This is a genomic window from Roseburia amylophila (assembly GCF_025567465.1).
Taxonomy (GTDB): domain Bacteria; phylum Bacillota; class Clostridia; order Lachnospirales; family Lachnospiraceae; genus Roseburia_C; species Roseburia_C amylophila.
The window spans coordinates 69,011-87,604 of the sequence record NZ_JAOQKI010000002.1 but is presented as its reverse complement, the minus strand read 5'-3'; the positions used below and the strand labels follow the sequence as shown (position 1 = coordinate 87,604).

At 51.6% G+C, this 18,594-nt stretch carries 12 protein-coding genes; all 12 read left to right on the top strand.

Annotated elements, in window-relative coordinates:
• The first annotated feature begins 4 nt into the window (after nt 1-4).
• The 12 genes from hflX (at nt 5) to OCV43_RS01775 (ending at nt 18,576) form a co-directional block, all read left to right on the top strand.
• A complete protein-coding gene (hflX, locus tag OCV43_RS01830; protein WP_262623263.1) occupies nt 5-1,255 on the top strand; it encodes a GTPase HflX in 1,251 nt (416 codons plus the stop codon).
• Nucleotides 1,256-1,312: 57 nt separating this feature from the next.
• Nucleotides 1,313-2,596 (top strand): dihydroorotase, encoded by a 1,284-nt coding sequence (locus OCV43_RS01825; RefSeq protein ID WP_227701058.1) that lies wholly within the window; start codon nt 1,313-1,315, stop codon nt 2,594-2,596.
• Between the two features lie 21 nt (nt 2,597-2,617).
• Nucleotides 2,618-3,544: an orotidine-5'-phosphate decarboxylase gene (gene pyrF / locus OCV43_RS01820; protein WP_118664908.1), complete on the top strand. Its 927-nt coding sequence runs from the start codon at nt 2,618-2,620 to the stop codon at nt 3,542-3,544.
• Between the two features lie 9 nt (nt 3,545-3,553).
• On the top strand, nt 3,554-4,321 hold the full coding sequence (locus OCV43_RS01815) for a dihydroorotate dehydrogenase electron transfer subunit (protein WP_262623262.1): 768 nt from the start codon (nt 3,554-3,556) through the stop codon (nt 4,319-4,321).
• On the top strand, nt 4,321-5,226 hold the full coding sequence (locus OCV43_RS01810) for a dihydroorotate dehydrogenase (RefSeq protein WP_022244409.1): 906 nt from the start codon (nt 4,321-4,323) through the stop codon (nt 5,224-5,226). Before OCV43_RS01815 ends, OCV43_RS01810 begins: the two co-directional genes overlap by 1 nt.
• Nucleotides 5,227-5,313: 87 nt before the next feature.
• The gene (locus OCV43_RS01805; RefSeq protein WP_262623261.1) at nt 5,314-6,648 is read left to right on the top strand and encodes a sensor domain-containing diguanylate cyclase; all 1,335 of its coding nucleotides are present in this window, start codon (nt 5,314-5,316) and stop codon (nt 6,646-6,648) included.
• A 382-nt stretch (nt 6,649-7,030) separates the two neighbouring features.
• Nucleotides 7,031-7,579, top strand: a complete 549-nt coding sequence (locus OCV43_RS01800) for an RNA polymerase sigma factor (protein ID WP_022244407.1) — start codon at nt 7,031-7,033, stop codon at nt 7,577-7,579.
• Complete coding sequence (locus OCV43_RS01795) at nt 7,566-7,928, top strand: DUF4179 domain-containing protein (protein WP_022244406.1); 363 nt, start codon at nt 7,566-7,568, stop codon at nt 7,926-7,928. Before OCV43_RS01800 ends, OCV43_RS01795 begins: the two co-directional genes overlap by 14 nt.
• Nucleotides 7,915-8,541, top strand: coding sequence for a hypothetical protein (locus OCV43_RS01790; protein WP_022244405.1), 627 nt, complete (start codon nt 7,915-7,917; stop codon nt 8,539-8,541). Before OCV43_RS01795 ends, OCV43_RS01790 begins: the two co-directional genes overlap by 14 nt.
• Nucleotides 8,538-9,164: a PrsW family glutamic-type intramembrane protease gene (locus OCV43_RS01785; RefSeq protein ID WP_227710226.1), complete on the top strand. Its 627-nt coding sequence runs from the start codon at nt 8,538-8,540 to the stop codon at nt 9,162-9,164. The genes OCV43_RS01790 and OCV43_RS01785 overlap by 4 nt, the downstream gene beginning before the upstream one ends.
• Before the next feature lie 161 nt (nt 9,165-9,325).
• Complete coding sequence (locus OCV43_RS01780) at nt 9,326-9,679, top strand: hypothetical protein (RefSeq protein ID WP_022242566.1); 354 nt, start codon at nt 9,326-9,328, stop codon at nt 9,677-9,679.
• The gene (locus OCV43_RS01775) at nt 9,676-18,576 is read left to right on the top strand and encodes a cell wall anchor protein (protein WP_262623260.1); all 8,901 of its coding nucleotides are present in this window, start codon (nt 9,676-9,678) and stop codon (nt 18,574-18,576) included. The genes OCV43_RS01780 and OCV43_RS01775 overlap by 4 nt, the downstream gene beginning before the upstream one ends.
• Nucleotides 18,577-18,594: the final 18 nt, after the last annotated feature.

Here is an 18,594-nt window from a genome sequence, read left to right as displayed (position 1 = left end):
TTTTATGCCTGAATTTTTTGAAAACAATGAAATGGAAGAAAGAGTCATCCTGGTTGGCGTAAGCAGCCAGGATGGCGATGATACAGAAGACTCCCTGGATGAATTGGAGGAGCTGGTGAAGACTGCCGGAGCAGTAACGGTGGGCAGGGTAATCCAGAACCGTCAGACAATACATCCGGGGCTTTATATTGGTAGCGGAAAAGTAGAAGAGCTGCTGGATGAAATTGCATGGACCAATGCAACAGGAATTGTCTGCGATGACGAACTAAGCCCGGCACAGCTTCGGAATCTTTCAGATACCCTGAACGTAAAAGTGATGGACAGAACCTTAATTATCCTTGATATTTTTGCTGCCAGAGCATCTACCAGTGAAGGAAAGATACAGGTGGAACTGGCACAGCTTCGTTACCGCATGAGTCGTCTTTCCGGCATAGGAAAGAGTATGTCAAGGCTGGGAGGAGGAATTGGAACGAGAGGTCCGGGAGAGAAAAAGTTAGAGGTAGACCGTCGTCTGATTGCATCAAGAATCAGCCAGCTCAAACGGGAGTTAGAGGAAGTGAAACGGCACCGGGAAGTGAATCGTGTGGCAAGACAGCGGAATCATGTTCCGGTGGCAGCGATTGTAGGGTATACCAATGCCGGTAAATCAACCCTTTTAAATGCTCTGACCGGAGCTGGAATTCTTGCAGAGGATAAACTTTTTGCAACCTTAGACCCGACTACCAGAATGTTAGAACTTCCGGGAAGCCAGAAGCTTTTGCTTACGGATACGGTAGGGTTTATCCGAAAACTGCCGCATCATCTGATTGATGCCTTCCGTAGTACTTTAGAGGAAGCTAAGTATGCAGATTTTATCATTCATGTGGTGGATGCATCCAATCCACAGGCTGCCAAGCAGATGCATATTGTATATGAGACATTGCACCAGTTAGAGGTTACAGATAAAAAGATATTGACATTGTTTAATAAGCAGGATGCTATTACAGACCGGGAACCATTGCGGGATGGCAGGGCAGATATTACTTTACGGGTATCTGCAGCAAGAGGTGATGGACTAGAAGAACTGAAAGACTGCCTCGCCCGGATACTACGGGAGAACAAACGATATCTTGAGACAGTGCTGCCATATGACAAGGGTGGATTGCTGCAGCAGATAAGAGAAACAGGAGAATTAATAGCAGAAGAATATCTGCCGGAGGGAATCCGTATAGAAGCATATGTACCTCCGGAGCTATTTGAGAAAATACATGCATGAGCAGATTGCCCCAGAACTGCTTGTATGCTAAAATAGGAGCAACAGGAGGTATTCCACATGACAATCTTAATAAAAGGTGGCCGCATTTTAGATCCGGCTACGAAAACAGATGATGTAATGGACCTTTTCATAGAAGATGGAGTCATTACCAAAAGAGGAAAAAATATCAAGAAAAAGGCAGAGAAGACTATCGATGCCAAAGGACTGTATGTAATGCCGGGACTCGTTGATATGCATGTGCATTTGCGGGATCCAGGATTTACTCATAAGGGTGATGTTGAAACAGAAACCCGTTCCGCAGCAAGAGGCGGATATACCACGGTACTTGCAATGCCAAATACCAAGCCGGTGGTAGATAATGCTGATGTGGTACGTTATGTACATCATAAGGCAGAAAGTGTCGGACTGGTGCATGTATTACAGGTTGGTGCTGTAACAAAAGGACAGCAGGGAGAGGAATTAGCTGACATCAAAGAGATGGTGGAGGCAGGAAGCCCTGCAATCAGTGAAGATGGCAAATCAGTCATGAATTCACTTCTTGCAAGAGATGCCATGCTGGTAGCAAGAGACTGTAACATTCCGGTACTGTCACATTGCGAAGATAAGAATCTGGTTGGCTCCGGCGTGGTCAACGAGGATGAGAATGCAAAACGGTGGGGACTGGCTGGAATTACCAATTCCGTAGAAGATATCATGATTGCAAGAAATATCCTGTTATCCAAAGATACCGGTGCACACCTGCATCTTTGCCACTGCTCCACAAAGAACAGTGTAATCATGGTAAAATATGCCAAGTTAGAGCATATTCCGGTATCCGCAGAGGTATGTCCGCATCATTTTACACTGACATCAGATGATATGGTAGAGGGAGATACTAATTATAAGATGAATCCGCCACTCCGCCGGAAAGATGATGTGGAGGCATTGAAAAAGGGACTTTCCGACGGAACCATGGAAGTCATTTCTACAGACCATGCACCGCATACAGCAGATGAAAAAAATAGCAGCATGGTAAAGGCACCATTCGGAATCGTTGGAATGGAAACTGCAGCAGCACTGACTTATACAGAACTCGTGCTGGGTGGATACTTAACACCGATGCAGATGGTAGAGAAGATGAGCTATAACCCGGCACAGATTCTTCATTTGAAGAAAGGAACTTTGGAAGAGGGAAGAATGGCAGATGTCATGCTTTTTGATCCGGAATGCACTTATGCCATTGATAAGAACAAGTTCTGGTCGAAAGCAAAGAATACACCATTCCACAGCAGAAAAGTAACCGGTAAAGTAATGATGACTATCTGTGACGGCAAAATTGTATATGATGCAGCAGAAGAATAAGAAAAAGAAAGGCTTAAAGATATGATTAACAAATTAATTAAAAAAATCGAGAAAACCCATGCACCAATCGTTGTCGGCTTAGATCCGATGTTAGATTATGTTCCGGAACATATTAAGGCAGCAGCATTTAAGGAGCATGGTGAGACTTTAGAGGGTGCAGCAGAAGCAATCTGGCAGTTTAACAAAGCAATTGTAGATGCCACTTATGATCTGATTCCTGCTGTAAAACCACAGATTGCCATGTATGAGCAGTTTGGAACAGAGGGTGTGAAAGCATATCAGAAGACAGTAGATTACTGCCACTCCAAAGACCTTGTGGTAATCGGAGATGTAAAACGTGGCGATATCGGTTCTACATCCGCAGCTTATGCAGTGGGACATCTTGGTAAAGTCCAGGTGGGAAGTAAGAAGCTTTCTGCTTTTGATGAAGACTTTGCAACCGTTAATCCATATCTTGGTTCAGACGGAATCAAGCCTTTCCTGGAAGTATGTAAAGAAGAGAAAAAAGGTATCTTCATTTTAGTTAAGACCAGCAATCCATCCAGTGGAGAATTCCAGGACAGATTAATTGATGGCAGACCACTGTATGAATATGTCGGTGAAAAGGTAGCACAGTGGGGCGAAGAAGTCATGGGAGATAACTACAGCTATGTGGGAGCAGTAGTAGGAGCAACCTATCCGGAGATAGGAAAAGTCCTTCGTAAAGTAATGCCAAAGAGCTTTATCCTGGTTCCGGGATACGGTGCCCAGGGTGGAAAAGGAGCGGACTTAGTACATTACTTCGACGAAAACGGACTGGGTGCAATTGTCAATTCATCCCGTGGAATCATTGCAGCATATAAGCAGGAGGCTTATGCATCTTTTGGAGCAGAACATTTTGCAGATGCATCCAGAGCAGCAGTAGAGGCAATGATAAAAGATATCGATGGAGCTTTACAGGCAAGATAGGAGAAGAAGATGGCAGAGAAGTTTAAAGAACAGGCGATTATTATCCGCCAGGAAGAAATTGCGGATGACATTTACAGTATGTGGCTGCGTACGGAAGAGATTGCAGCGCATGCAAAAGCAGGTCAGTTTGTATCTGTATATTGTAATGAAGGAAGCAGGCTGCTTCCAAGACCAATCAGTATCTGTGAAATTGATAAAAAGGATAATGCCATCCGTCTGGTATACCGTAAAGTTGGAAAGGGAACAGAAGAGTTTTCCGGTATGCATACCGGCGGAATTCTTAATATAACAGGACCGCTGGGAAATGGATTTCCGAAGAAAGAAAAGAAAGCGTTCTTAATTGGGGGTGGAATTGGTATTCCGCCAATGTTAGAGCTGGCAAAAGAAATGGACTGTGAAAAGCAGATGGTACTTGGTTTCCGGGATGAGCTTTTCCTGATGGATGAATTTCGTGAAGAAGGAGAAGTCTATGTGGCAACTGAGGACGGAAGTGCCGGGACAGAAGGAAATGTATTGGATGCCATCCGTGAAAATGGGCTGACAGCAGATATTATCTATGCCTGCGGACCAAAGCCGATGCTGGCAGCTATTAAGGAATATGCAAAAGAGAAACAGATTGAGTGCTGGATTTCCATGGAAGAACGTATGGCTTGTGGAATCGGAGCCTGTTTAGCCTGCGTGTGCCAGTCTAAGGACAAGGACGAACATTCCAATGTCAATAACAAACGTGTATGTAAAGAAGGACCGGTTTTCCGGGCTGAGGAGGTGGAACTTTAATGAATACAAGAGTAAATCTGGCAGGAGTATTATTGAAGAACCCGATTATGACAGCATCCGGAACCTTTGGCTCCGGTCAGGAATACAGTGAATTTGTAGATTTGAATAAACTGGGTGCAGTAGTGACGAAAGGTGTTGCCAATGTACCATGGCCGGGGAATCCGACCCCTCGTGTGGCAGAAGTGTACGGTGGAATGTTAAATGCTATCGGTTTACAGAATCCTGGTATTGATGTATTTGTACAGCGTGATATTCCATTTCTTACCCACTATGACACACGCATTATTGTAAATGTTTGTGGAAAAACAGCCTCCGATTATATAGAAGTTGTGGAAAGACTGGCCGAACAGCCGGTAGATATGCTGGAAATCAATATTTCCTGCCCAAATGTCAAAGAAGGCGGTATTGCCTTTGGACAGAATGCAGCTTCTGTAGAAGAAATTACAAAAGAAGTGAAAAAATATGCAAGACAGCCGGTTATTATGAAATTGAGCCCGAATGTAACGGATATTACAGAGATGGCAAAAGCGGCAGAAGCAGGCGGAGCAGATGTGATTTCCCTGATTAATACACTGACTGGAATGAAGATTGATGTAAACCGCAGAAAATTTGCTTTAGCAAACAGAACTGGTGGGATGTCCGGACCGGCAGTGCATCCAATTGCAGTGCGTATGGTATATCAGGCAGCCCAGGCAGTGAATATTCCGATTATCGGAATGGGAGGTGTACAGAGCACTGAAGATGCATTGGAACTGATACTGGCAGGAGCAACCGCAGTATCTGTGGGAACTGCAAACTTTACTAATCCTACCGCAACGATTGATATTATCAATGGTATACAGGATTATATGGAAAATAATGGAGTTGAAGATATCAATGAACTGATTGGTGCAGTCACTGATTAATGGGACTGTTTTTGGTGCTGCCGGAGAGATAAAATGATGTCCAGGGATAAAATGTAAGTAATGTAATTGACGGAAAGGATAGAAACAGTGGAAAAGATTTGGAATTTCTTTGAAAATCTTAATGAACTTGTATATGTCTCAGATGTTGATACCTATGAGCTTGTGTATATGAACCGGAAAACACGGGAAAACTTTGGATTTCAGACCCAGGAGGAAATAAAAGGAAAGAAATGTTATGAGGTGATGCAGCATAATGCCGCCCCTTGTAGTATGTGCAATAATCAGGAACTGGTAGAAGGTGAGTTTAAAGAATGGAAGTATTATAATCCGGTTCTTGGCAAACATCTGTTGTTGAAGGATACTATGCTGGAACAGGATGGTCGACGTTACCGGGTAGAAATTGCACTGGATGTCAGCAACGAAGAAAAACAGGGAAGTCTGATTCAAAACTATGAAAATATGGAGGCTATTATAAATGAGGGCATAAGAATTTCGTTAAATGCCCCTACGTCAGAACAGTCGCTGGAAATTATTCTGGAATATCTTGGAAAGGCATTGAATGGAGAACGTACCTATATTTTTGAAAAAAACTTATTGGGAAATGACGATAACACCTATGAATGGGTAGCGAATGGTATCAGGCCTGAGAAAGATAATTTGCAGAATGTTCCGGCTGAAGTATGCGAGAACTGGTACCGCAATTTTAGGGAAGGCAAAAATATTATCATTGGTAATCTGGAAAATATACGTGAGAGTGATCCACTGCAGTATGAGAATCTGAAACAACAGAATATTTCAACGCTGGTAGTAGTTCCACTGTATGAAGGGCAGAAAATCATCGGTTTTTATGGAGTTGATAATCCTCCCGAAAAAATGTTGGATTATACTTCTAATATGCTTCAGATTATGGGATATTTTATTGTCTCCAGCATCAGAAGGCGTAATCTGGTGCGGGAATTGGAACGGATGAGCTATAGTGACCAGCTTACGAAACTTGGAAACCGGTTTGCCATGGAACAGTATGTTACAGATGCATCAGGGACTTCAGGCTTTGGTGTGGTGTATTGCGATATTACAGGACTGAAAAGGGTAAATGATACTTTAGGTCATCAGGCAGGTGACCAGCTCATTCTGCGTGCCGGCGAATTACTCCGTGAGGAATTTTCAGACTATGGACTGTTCCGTATTGGAGGGGATGAACTTCTGGCACTGTGTGCAGGTATCGGAGAAGAGGAACTGAAGCAGCGGATAGAACGTATGAAGGCTGGCATGAAGAAAAAAGATGTAGTAATGGCAGTCGGATCAGTATGGCAGGAAAGCTGGGAGCGTGGATTTGACCTCTTGCTGATGGAAGCTGAACGCAGAATGTATCAGGAAAAAGCAGCTTATTATAATAATGCCGGTATAGACCGGCGACATTAAGAAAAACGCATTGAGGTTTTCAGGGAAGTATGGTAGCATAAGAAATTAGGTAAAAGAAAAAAGTGTGTAGTAATTCGTAGGAAGGATACGCCAAATATCAAGAGTGGCAGTGAATTCGTCCATGTGTTTGTAGAGATACAGATGCATGGACTTTTTTTATTTTGGTTACCGGCACAGAGCAGTGAACAGCCGATAGAAGCTGGAAAACAGGAGCAAATGGAGCCGGAAGAGAATGAGTTTCTGGATTGCTCGTTTGGTGTGTCATCCGTGTGGGCTTGCTTTTTATTCGGATATTCGTATATAATGTATTGTATTGAGTATTATCCATGCGGATCCTCTCCGCATTGGAATTGGAAGCATCCGCAAAAAGGAAGTGAACGCTATGACCTGCGACGAGGCTTTATACCGCCAATATCTGAGCGGCGACGACGAAGGACTCAATGCCCTGATGAAAAAATACGGCGACCCCCTGACCCTGTATATCGACGGCTATCTGCACGACGTTCACGAGTCCGAAGAGCTGATGCTGGACGTTTTCGCCTATCTGTTCACGAAAAAGCCCCGCATCCGGGACGGCGGCCTCAAGGCGTATCTCTATAAGGCGGCGCGGCACATGGCGCTGCGCCACAAGAGCAAACGAAAGCCACTGTTTAGCCTTGATGCGCTGACCAACGAGCCGGACGGACGGCTGCTGACGGAGGAGATCATCCGGACGGAGGAGCGAAACCGCATTCTGCATTTCTGCATGAGCGAAATGAACCCGGACTATCGGGAAGTCCTGTATCTCACCTATTTTGAGGATATGAGCTACGCACAGGCGGCGGAGGTCACGGGAAAAACGGTAAAACAGATCACCAACATGGTGTATCGCGGAAAAGAGAGCCTACGAAGGCTCTTAGAACGGGAGGGAATCACAAATGCGGAGTCATGAGGAACGGGTCACGGAGACCAAGCGGCGCATTGCTAAAATTGAACAGGAGAAACGGCTGCGGCGCAATACGATCACCATGGCTTCCGCTGTGGCGGCGTGCCTTGTGCTGCTCATAGGCGCGTCCCTCGCCATGCCCGGCATTGCCGCAAGCATCCAGACAGGCGATTATTGCGGCTTTGAAACTGCGGCAAGCATCTTTCACAGCGGCGTAGCTTTGGGATATATTGTCATCGGGCTTCTGGCGTTTTTACTGGGCGTGTGCGTGACCGTTTTGTGCTTCCGGCTGCGGCAGATGAACCGTGAGGACGGGCAGGACAAAGAAAGCGAGGGAATTCATGGAGCTGATTGAGAACCTGCTGCAATTACTGACCACATTCGTCGGTGCGCTACTTTCGGGTATCTCTTGCCGAAAAAGTGGGCGGCAGGCGTACTTCCTGCTGCTGTGCTTCTACGGCTGCTTTGCCCTCGGTGCGCTCTACTGGACGCTGTATCTGCTGCTGTTCGATACCACGCCGCGGGTCTTTTATGTGTCGGAGTTCGGCTGGGTGGCCAGCGTAATTTTCCTACGCATTTTGCAGGCCACGCTGACCGGAACAAATGAGCGCAGTTTCCACTGCCGCAGGGCATGGCTTGCGCCTGTGTTCGGCGTGCCGCTGCTGGCGTTCTACTGCACTTTCGGGGACATTTTCTCCAACCTGATCTGGTGCGGCATGATGATATGGCTCTCCTTCTGCGCCATTCGAGGGCTTGCCTATGCGAAAACGCAGACGGGCACAGCGCGGAATATGCGGTGGTTTCACATCGGCGTGCTGTGCTTTGTGTACGCAGAATACCTGCTGTGGACGGCGGGCTGCTTCTGGCCGGATACCTCTCCGGCAAGTCCAACCTTCTGGTGCGATATGCTGCTGACGCTTGCGATTCTGGGGCTGCTGCCTGCCACGAGAGAGGCGGTGGAAGCATGACCTACATCGAAAACATCTTCATCTGCATGGTATCTCCCCTGCTGGTGGCCGCTCTGTGCATGGGCAGGCGGCAGCTCCGCTTCTTCCTGTTCTGCATTGCCGGAATGGGGGTGTGCCTGCTCTCGGCCTATATCAACACCTTCCTCGCGGCGGTGTGTCAGGCGGACGCCCTTGCCGCCACGGCGGAGATCGCGCCGGTGGTGGAGGAAATGATGAAGCTGCTGCCGCTGATGTTCTATCTGCTGGTGTTTGAGCCGGAGGGGGATAAAATCAAGGCTGCCGCCATCACGGTTGCCCTCACTTTCGCCACCTTTGAAAATGTGTGCTATCTCATCCAGAACGGCGCGGACCGCTTCTCCTTCATCTTCTTCCGGGGCTTCGGCACGGGCGCGATGCACGTCCTCTGCGGCTTGATCGTGGGCGGCGGGCTTGCCTACATGTGGCGGCGGACGTGGCTGAAGGTTGCAGGCACCTGTGGGCTGCTGGGCGCAGCCATCACCCTCCATGCCATCTACAATCTGCTCATCGCCTACGGCGGCGCGGCGCAGTACATCGCCTACGCCCTGCCGGTGCTGCTGGTGGCGGCAGGAAGGCTATCCGTTTTCCGATTATCACGGAAGTAATAACCGAATATCCACTCTTTGAGAGCTGCTTTTTGGCAGCTCTCAAATTTTTGTGAAAAATTATGCGTTTTGGGTGAGAGTTTTTTCGTTTTTTTGTACCTATATAAGTGAAAGGGTTTTTATCACAGTTTCAGACAAACCGGAAGGGGGGTTCAAACGAAATGTACGATACCGCAAGACGGGTCGCACTCGTCAAGCAGCGGGTGCGGGAAAACAACCGCCGAAGGCAGCAACGCGGCATATATGGACTGAGCGCCGCGTGTATGCTGCTGTTCGCGGTGCTGATGCAGGCGGCAGACGCATTTGCAGTGCAGGGACAGACCGCCGCATGGGGCAGCTTCGGCGCGATGCTTCTGCGGGAGGACGCAGGCGGCTATGTGCTGGTGGGCGTCGTCTCCTTTGCTGCGGCGGCAGCGATCACTGCGCTGTGCTTTCGGCTCAGAAACAGAGAAAACTGTAGAAAAGGCGGAGAGGATAAGCCCGCCCGACACGAAAAGGAGGAGAAAAGCCAATGAAAAAACGAATACTCAGTATCTTGCTTCTATGCTGCATGGTGCTGACCATGCTGCCGACAACTGCGTTTGCATCGGTGAGCGATTCGCTGGGCAACACACCTGAGGAAAATCAGGCGATTTTGGAGCAGCTCGCCGACCTGACTGGCGGTAGCAGCGACCAGGTGCTTTCCATGCTGAACGCTTTGGGGCTGCTGGATGAAGACGGCAATTTCAAGGTGGATCAAACCATCACGCTGGACGGCCAGGTGTTGACACTGGCGGCCGTCATGGAACTGCTGGAAAATCCCGCCACGGATCTCACCCGTATAGCCGACGTGGATGGGACTCCGGTGGCGCTGGGCGATTTGAAGACCATGATCCAAATCGAACAGGAGCTGCAGCGGATCAAGGACACCTATTTCTCCGGCAGGGAGTTTACTGGGGAAGCACTGGAGAATCTCAACAGCCTGATGGAGCAGCTGGAGCTGCAGGGTATCAGTTTGCAGTATTCCGCCTCTGCCACAAAGCCTGAGGGCGTTGAGACGGTGGATATGAGCGGCATGATGAGCCAAACACTGGAGAGACAAGCAAACAACGAATGGAAATCCGGGACTTTTACTGTATACCGCGGAAAACCGGCCGGCTTTTCCTACCGCATTCAAGGAGGCCAGCTCAGCAAGTATATCACCGATGTGGAGGTCTCGATAGGCGAGACGAGTAAGGTCGTCGAGCAAAGCGACGGGTCCTACAAGCTGACCTATGACGTAGGCGAAACTTACAGTTTAGGTGGTTGTAAAATCACTGTCAAGGTTCAAACCAATGGAGGGAACCCAGACTGGCTCAAGGATTCTTATTCCTATGGCGACCTGCTGGGGATGATCGAATTTTACGATGCGGAAAATCTGGTGTTCTATGACGGCGCCGCTTATGCCGACCACTGTCAGCTCAAGCTAAAAAAGACGGTTGACGCCCCCGCAATAAAAACATCAATGACCGCGCCGGACTATGAGAAAACATACAAAAGTGAAGGCACAATACAGGGGGATATGTATATTCCTTTGCTGGCGGATGAATACAATGCCGGCGAGGGTGCCAAAAATCCGGATTTCGTTGCACTAAGCGATACCATCGGAATTCTGGAGGGCGCCCGCAACTCGGTGCTTCCCGGCGGCTCATCCAAATTTTATCAGCCATACCAAATCGACGCCAGCATCAAGTTTGACTGGAACCCCGGCAAAGAGACCTATACCGGCCCTGCGCCGTATGGCTATGATAGTGCCACACAACCCCATGCCCCGTTCTATCTGATGGAGTACAAGTTCGATGAAGCAGATCTGACGCCCACCAGCGGCGACAGAAAGAAACCGGGGAACTGTACGATTCAAAAGGGCAGTACGGTCAAAATCTCCCTGCAGTCTACCACGCAAAACAGAGGGGATCAGAAGTACTGGCTGCCCTTCCGACTGTATATGAAGAGTGTAATTGACGACCAACCATATGCCTCCGCCACCGTCAATACCAGCAGCGTCACCGCCAGGCTGTTGGACACGGACGCCCCCATCATTCAAAGCGTCACGGCCCCGGCGGGAACCTATGCCAGCGGACAGCATGTGCCCATCACAGTTACCTTTAACGAGTTCGTGGATCTTAGAAACGCCAGCGTGACCATCAATGGCAAAGAGTATACCGCCGCTGCTCTTTCCATGAACAACTACGGTGTCACGGCAATGCTCTGGTACCCGGTGCAGGATGCGGATGCCACCACGGTCACCGTCAATGGTATGACCGGTGTGGAAGATGTTTTCGGCCATATGCTGGATACCACACTCTATCAAGGCGATTCGATTATCGACGTTACGCTGAAGAGCGTCTTGATGCGCAACGCTTCCACCGAACTGACGGCCACCTACGCCAACGGCAAGGCATCGTTCACGATGCAGGCCAACATGGCGCAGGACTACGAGACCGCATACAGCAATTATCACACCCCGGAAGGAACAGAGCCGAAGGAAGCCCCTTTCCGCCTCGAGCTGAGGTACGACTCCGCGGTTGAACCAATCCATCTGCAGGTCTATCTGGACACAGAGAAGGAAGCCTTCACCATTAGCGACTACGCAATCGCACCCGCGGCTAACACCCGCACCTATACGGTGACGCTGCAGGCCAACGAGGGCACGAAAGACGCTCCTGACTGGGTGAATGTTCTTCCCCTGACCCGGCAGTTCACGGTGCCAAAGAAAGTTTCCGCGCACACGGTGACCATCGTCCCGGAAGCGAATGACGCCGACTATACGATTTCCCTCGGCGAAACCACCCGCCCCACGCTTAGGGCCGAGGTTTTTGGGGAAGGCGGTGAGCAGGCAAGCTACACCACCGGCAAATGGAGCAGCAGTGACACGCTCATTGCCACCATCAACGAGGATACCGGCGTTGTTGCCACCACAGGAACCAAGGTGGGAGCCGTCACCTTTACCTTTACGGCGGACAACGGGACTGAGGACGCTACCGATGATGTGACGGGCGAGTCAGAGCCCTATACCGTGACGGCAGGCGATTCCTTAGCACTGGTGATTCCCGGCGGATCGTCCATCGTGACGCGGGTAAATCAGCCCGCCACCGTGCTGTGGAGCTCCAACGCCGCGCTGATGGCACCGGACAAAGAGTTCAATTACAGGATTGACCTGTATGAGGGCAACTACGCGAATGAGGCGGCGCTGAGCGGCCTCAATCCCGTTGCGACTTATACCGCCGGCAAGGATAAAAACAGCGTGCGGATCGAGGAGAATGTGCTCTCCAGGCTCTCCAACGGCGATACCCCTGCCTACACGGTATTGGTCTCCATGCCGCACCCCAACGCCGAGGGTGAGAACGTCCGCCTGTCGGCACTTGCCTGGATCATCGTGCAGGCACCACCTGCCACAGCCAAGCTGACACCGCCCCAGAGCATTTACCTCACGGATACCGACAGCGCCGTCAATATCGACTGGTCGGTGGAAAACGCCACTGACGGGGCCTCTCAACAGCCCACGCTGACCATTACCCGGGTCACAGAGGACAACACCACCCAAGAGGTGGCCAGAGAGAGCCTATCCGGTACCTCCGGAAGCTTCTCCCTGTCATTGCAGAGTGTGAAGGACGGCAATCTAAAGGACACCTATCAAGTGGTTTTAAGCGTGGAGAACCCTGGTGAGGAATCTCCCAGCACAGACTCCTTCCCCCTGTATGTCTACGATGCCGACGCACTGAAGGTGCAGGACGACAAAGGAGACACGATTTCTAAGCTGACCATGGACAATACCTCCAAGGTCAGCGGCAGCCTGCCCACTGATACAGCTGAAATTTTGCAGCTGCGCCAGGAGTTGGGGCTGATCGAGTACATAGGCATCAACTATGACGAGTACGGATGGAACTCCTTTAAAGACGGCATCCGGTGGCTCTCCAGCAACAACAATGCCATTTCCGTCAACTACAAGCAGGGCGGACTGTATGAGGACATCAGAAACTTCTCCTTTGATTCCTACCTTCCCGAAACCAAAATGGCGCTGTCCGGCTTGGCCAACGGTACCGCAACCGTCACGGCTACCCATGCCGCCACGGGCATGCGTGCCGATGTACAGGTGACAGCGAAAACGCTGCAAAATAAGTTCTATCTCTTCCAGCTGACGCCTGCAGCGGAAACTACGCTGCAATACACCGATGGCAAAGGTGTGTCCAAAACGGTCACGACCAACAGTGAAGGCGTGCTGGCGCTTTACGAACCCAACGGAATCGCCAGTGAGGTGTCTCTGCAGTCCGGCTCCGGCGCGGATATTTATCTGGGCACCATCTATAAAGAAAATCTGCGTTCCGGCGAGCAGGATGCCACAAAACTGCAGCTTTATCCCTTGAATACCTTCAGCCTTCGGCGAGTCGCCCGGGCATCTGTGACGCTCATCACGCCGGGCGGCGATCCGCTGGCGAACAAGACGGTGACCGTTCGCGGTGGCGTTTATAAAAACGGAGGCTACTGCGAGACAGCTCTGCTGGGCTCCGGGGCAGGAGCACTTGTCAGCGGCATCACCGGCGACACCTATACCACGGATGCGGAGGGAAATATAACCGTCTATCTGGATTCCACCCAGTTCTGGTCGGCCGAAAAGGGCGAGTGCAACACCACGGTGCTTTCCGCTCTGGATCAGCTGGAGTACATTCTGGAGATCAGCGCAATTGACGGCGACAAGTACTATCCGCTGCTGCTGACCGTCAACGGCAAGCTGGGCGTGGATGATGTAATGCGCACCGCAGAGGGCGTTGTCTCTCTGGAGTGCGTGCCGGAAGGGGAGGAAAACAAACCCTTCATTGTGGCGCAAAGCGTTGATTACGGTCTTGCCAACGGTCAGAAGGTGGATGTCCGCAACTCGACTGGGAAGATTGGCCCTAACAGCAGCTTTAAAACAGCAACCCTGCACACCACCATGTTCCTCTGGGGCGAGAAGATTGCCAACGCGAAGAATTACAGTCTCAAGCTGGCGGACGAATACGGCGTTCTTCCTGCCGCCCAGAGCAGCAGTACCACGCAGTATCCCTTCTCATCCATCCCTGTAGCGGAAAACGATCTGACCCTCACCGAGGCCACCATGACCACCTCTGGATGGATCGCCGACGGCAAGGATGTAGGTATGAAAACGCAGCTGAGCCTGAACGGCAGCCTGCTGCAAGAGAAAATAATGCCCTTCCGGGTCGTTGATCTGACCCGAGTGCCCAAGGTGACAGAGGATGAGCGCGTCACCGGTATTCTGCTGACGATGAAGGACTCCAGTGGAGTGAATGACGTTGACTTTGGCGGAGTGGGCGATAGTAACATTCTCAAGGTGCTGACCGGACGGCTGGATGATCTGAGCGGTCCGGTGGACACATCCGTGTTCAAAATGATTATCACCCCTAGCGAAGATCCCTCCGTGTTCCGTGCCATGATTTGGGCCGGGTACAATACGCTGGAGATGGAGGACATGGACTATTCCGAGGACGGCGTGGCCTTGGGTGCGAATGTGCTGACACAGAACCTGGAAGTGGGCGTGCCCGGGACCGGGGATCTGAGTCAGATGGCCAAAGGCACCTATAATCCCGAGGGGGAGTACAAAGCCAACTCCATGGCCGGCAAGGTCACCAACACGGATCTCAACTTGCAGTTGGAGGGCTTTTACGAAGCGGAAATCCGCTATAACGCCGAAAAAAAGGAGTGGGAGGTTTTCACCGTAGGCGGCGGCTTTACCGCCGGCGTTGGCGTGGGCTTCACCTTCAGCGTGAACGCCATGGCTGGCCCCGTACCGTTGACAGCAACCTTTGAGCTGGGTGGTGCCATTCAGCTGGATTTCCGTACCGCAGTGCGCTACGGCCGGCAGGGCGAGGGTACAGAGCTTGCCTGGAGCGATCCAACGGCCACGGCAGTGAATGACTTTTTGACCACGCTGCGTATCAACGCCTATGTCCACGCGTTTGGCGGCATTGGATTTGACTATTCGGTCGTGGCGCTGAAGATCGGCCTATTCGGCAATTTGGATGTGGATAGTCAGAATAAGTTCCTTTCCCGCGCCTATCTTGCCGACGAGACAAAGCGCCAGATCAACGGTCAGGCCCTGGGGATCCAAAGCGAAGTGGGAATCAAATTTGTGGCCAACTTCCTGTTTATCTCCTACGAGGCGGTGATCGCCTCCGGAACCCTTGGAGCTACCAGGACTTTTAATGACTGGAAAACAATCGACAACTACTGGAATAACGCCACCAGTGGGCTGAGCCTTGCCTCGCTGCGGATGGCGGCGGCCCAGAGCGGAATGCAGGTGGCTTCTGGCAGTGCAACGCTCCAAAGCCGGGACTATCTGGAGCAATATGCCCGTACTTGGGGCCAGCCCCAGCAGCGGATGATGCTGTTCTCTCTGAACTCCACCAGTGGGCTGGAAAACATCCAGACCAATGCCAACCCCACATCCTATCCACAGCTCAGCGATGACGGGAAGGTATTGGCCTACATCAACGACGGCAACAGCAGCAGTATTTACGACAGCCGGGCGCATTTCTCCACCCTCAATGGCGGCGTCTATACTCTCTCCAGTGAAATTGACGCTTCCACAGAGTTCCCCGGCTACGGTGACACGAGCGTTTCTTTGTCTGGCACTGGCAGCTTCGCGGCGGCGGCTTGGGTTCGCATGGGCACCGACCTGCCGGGTAAAAATGCCGGTGATTCCGTGACATTGGAAGAGCAAAACCTGCTGATGAACAGCACGGAAATCGTAGTGTCCGTCTATGACGGCACAACCTGGACTTCCACCCGCCTAACCAACGACGGCATGCCGGATCTGGCCCCAGCCACGGCAGTGGGCGGCGACGGCAAGGCCATCGTGTTCTGGCGCAGCGTCTACACCCCCGATCCCGGTACGCAGGACAGCAACAACCTGCTGAACTTCACGACCAGAGATTGTATCATGTACCGTTGCTATGACAGCAGTAACGGCACCTGGAGCGAGTCCAAAATGCTTTATAACGGTGCTACTGGCAGCGTGAAGGCGTTGCAGGCGGCCATGCTGCCCGACGGAACCGCTATGGCGGTTTACTCGCTGGACCGCAGCGGAACCGGAGATACCTCCGCCTACGAGATCGCCTATTGTACCGTGGCTGCTGACGGAACTCCCGGTACAGCCATGCTGGCGACCTGTGACAGCAATCTTGACGAAAACCCCCAGGTCGTTGCAGCCAACTTCGGCAGCGGGGATGACCGATTTGTCATCGGTTGGCATAGTGTCCGAGACGGCAGCAGCGATATCCAGCTGTTGGCTGTGGACGGCAGCGGCACCATGTCCAACAGTTTCCCCGGCTCTCTGTCTGCCCTGACCAGCAGCGGCAACGCCGTCGTGGGCGGAGACTTCCGCTTCGCTTCCCTCAGTGGGGATCATCGCAGCCTCAATGATCTTACCATCGTCTGGAATGAGACTGTCAATGATGCCAACGGCGCGGTAGATCACGGCATTTTGAAGGCGGCCAAGCTGCGCTATGCCACAAATACCTACACTCTGTCTGCACCATTGGAACTGGCAGAGCTGCCGGATCGCACGCTGGCTGACCATTTTGATGCCTATGTCAGCGGCACCAATCAGGTGCAGGCTGCCATTCAGGCAACCCGGTATGACGATAAAAACCCAGAGGTAATCGGCGGCGTGACCGTTCCGGGGGAGGAAACGATCCTCTATACTGCTACCTCTAATTTTATCACCGATGCGGTGGCTGTGGAACAGATCGGTGTGGATTATGCAACGCTGGCATTGAACAGCCTGACACCCATTCGCTTTACCATCCGCAACACCGGGCTGAACGATGTGACAAGCTTAACGGTCAGCCTTGACAGCGGGGAAACCGTCACCCTTACGGAAACACTGCTGCCCAATGAAAGCACCACCCTTACCGTCTGGCACCATGTGAAGGATCGCGTGACCGACCCGAGCTATACCATCACCGCCGCCGGCGGCATCAACGAAAACGGCACAGTGTATCTGGATTATCCAGACATTGGCATCTCGCAAATGGAAGTGATTGCGGAGAGTGCCGGCAAACGCACGGTGCGCATGACCCTATATAATTCCTCTGCCGCCACGCTGGCCGGCGGAAAGAACCGCGAGGTGAAGCTTGCGTTCTATGCGGACGATCTGCATACCCAATCTGCAGCGGTAGACTGCGCCACAAACGGCGTATCGGTTCGCGATAATGAAATTACCATTTCCGAAGACAGCGCCCTCGCCCGCATCGATCAGGGAACCTTTACACTGGACCTGACCTATGATCTGGGCGGGTATATGACATCCATTGGCAAAACCGAGATCCCCAATGTGGGTACCTATCTGTACGCCGAGGCGTGGGTGGAAGGTCAGATCGGTGGAACAGGAAGCAATCAGCGCCTGCCGGAGTATGACGGCAGTGACAGCGAGGCCAGCGTCCATATGACCGGCGCACTGGCCCGCACCGGAGAGCGGATGACTATGGATGTGACACAGGGGAACGACGGCAACGGTCACAGCACCGCCGCCATTACCCTGCGCAACAACTCCCTGCAGTCTCAGACTAGCGCAACGCTGGTGGCCACGCTGCTGGATGCTGCCGGGACCGTTCTGGAAACGAAAAAGACCAGTATTGGCGGTGCCATCTCCGGGGAAACCTTCCGGACGGAAACCGTCACCTTCTCCCAGCTTGGCACCCGCGTAGTGGTGCGAGTCGCAGTGCCCGGTAATGACCTTCTGACCTTTGAAGGTCTGGCAGTGGGGATCGGCGATTTTACCGCCAACGGAACGAACTATACCTATACGCTGCAAAATGATAGCGGAGCAACATCTACGCTAGTCACAGCGGTGTCTGGAAACGGCGAGCCCGTGAGCATCAACGGACAGGCTCTGTCCACCGGCGGCAGCGCAACCGTTGCCATCCCCGACAGCGGCACAACCGACATTGTCGTGGAAATCGGTGCTAAAACCTACACGCTGACGATTCTGCGCAATAGTGGCACAGGCGGCGGTGAGCATACTCACAGCTACGGCAGCGAGTGGAAGTACGACGCCGACAACCACTGGCATGAGTGCTCCTGCGGTGACAAGGACGATGTTGCAGTACATAGCTTCAAGTGGGTGGTAGATAAGGAAGCGACCGCAACCCTAAAGGGCTCCAGGCATGAGGAGTGCAAGGTTTGCGGCTACAAGAAGGCGGCAGTTGAGATTCCGGCTGCCGGCTCCACAACAAAACCGACCGATCCTACGCAAACCAACCCGGACACCGGCGCAGAAAGCCCGAAAACCGGTGACAACAGCAATATGATCCTCTGGATCGCACTGCTGTTTATCAGCGGCGGCGCAGTAATCGGCATCAACGTTTACAGCAAAAAGAAGAAAGAAAACGCTGAATAAATCAGCTGCGAACCTTTG

Bases quoted from the DNA above. Each gene is read 5' to 3' on its own strand.
- hflX (WP_262623263.1), top strand. From the start codon at position 5: ATGCCTGAATTTTTTGAAAACAATGAAATGGAAGAAAGAGTCATCCTG.
- OCV43_RS01825 (WP_227701058.1), top strand. From the start codon at position 1,313: ATGACAATCTTAATAAAAGGTGGCCGCATTTTAGATCCGGCTACGAAA.
- pyrF (WP_118664908.1), top strand. From the start codon at position 2,618: ATGATTAACAAATTAATTAAAAAAATCGAGAAAACCCATGCACCAATC.
- OCV43_RS01815 (WP_262623262.1), top strand. From the start codon at position 3,554: ATGGCAGAGAAGTTTAAAGAACAGGCGATTATTATCCGCCAGGAAGAA.
- OCV43_RS01810 (WP_022244409.1), top strand. From the start codon at position 4,321: ATGAATACAAGAGTAAATCTGGCAGGAGTATTATTGAAGAACCCGATT.
- OCV43_RS01800 (WP_022244407.1), top strand. From the start codon at position 7,031: ATGACCTGCGACGAGGCTTTATACCGCCAATATCTGAGCGGCGACGAC.
- OCV43_RS01795 (WP_022244406.1), top strand. From the start codon at position 7,566: ATGCGGAGTCATGAGGAACGGGTCACGGAGACCAAGCGGCGCATTGCT.
- OCV43_RS01790 (WP_022244405.1), top strand. From the start codon at position 7,915: ATGGAGCTGATTGAGAACCTGCTGCAATTACTGACCACATTCGTCGGT.
- OCV43_RS01785 (WP_227710226.1), top strand. From the start codon at position 8,538: ATGACCTACATCGAAAACATCTTCATCTGCATGGTATCTCCCCTGCTG.
- OCV43_RS01780 (WP_022242566.1), top strand. From the start codon at position 9,326: ATGTACGATACCGCAAGACGGGTCGCACTCGTCAAGCAGCGGGTGCGG.
- OCV43_RS01775 (WP_262623260.1), top strand. From the start codon at position 9,676: ATGAAAAAACGAATACTCAGTATCTTGCTTCTATGCTGCATGGTGCTG.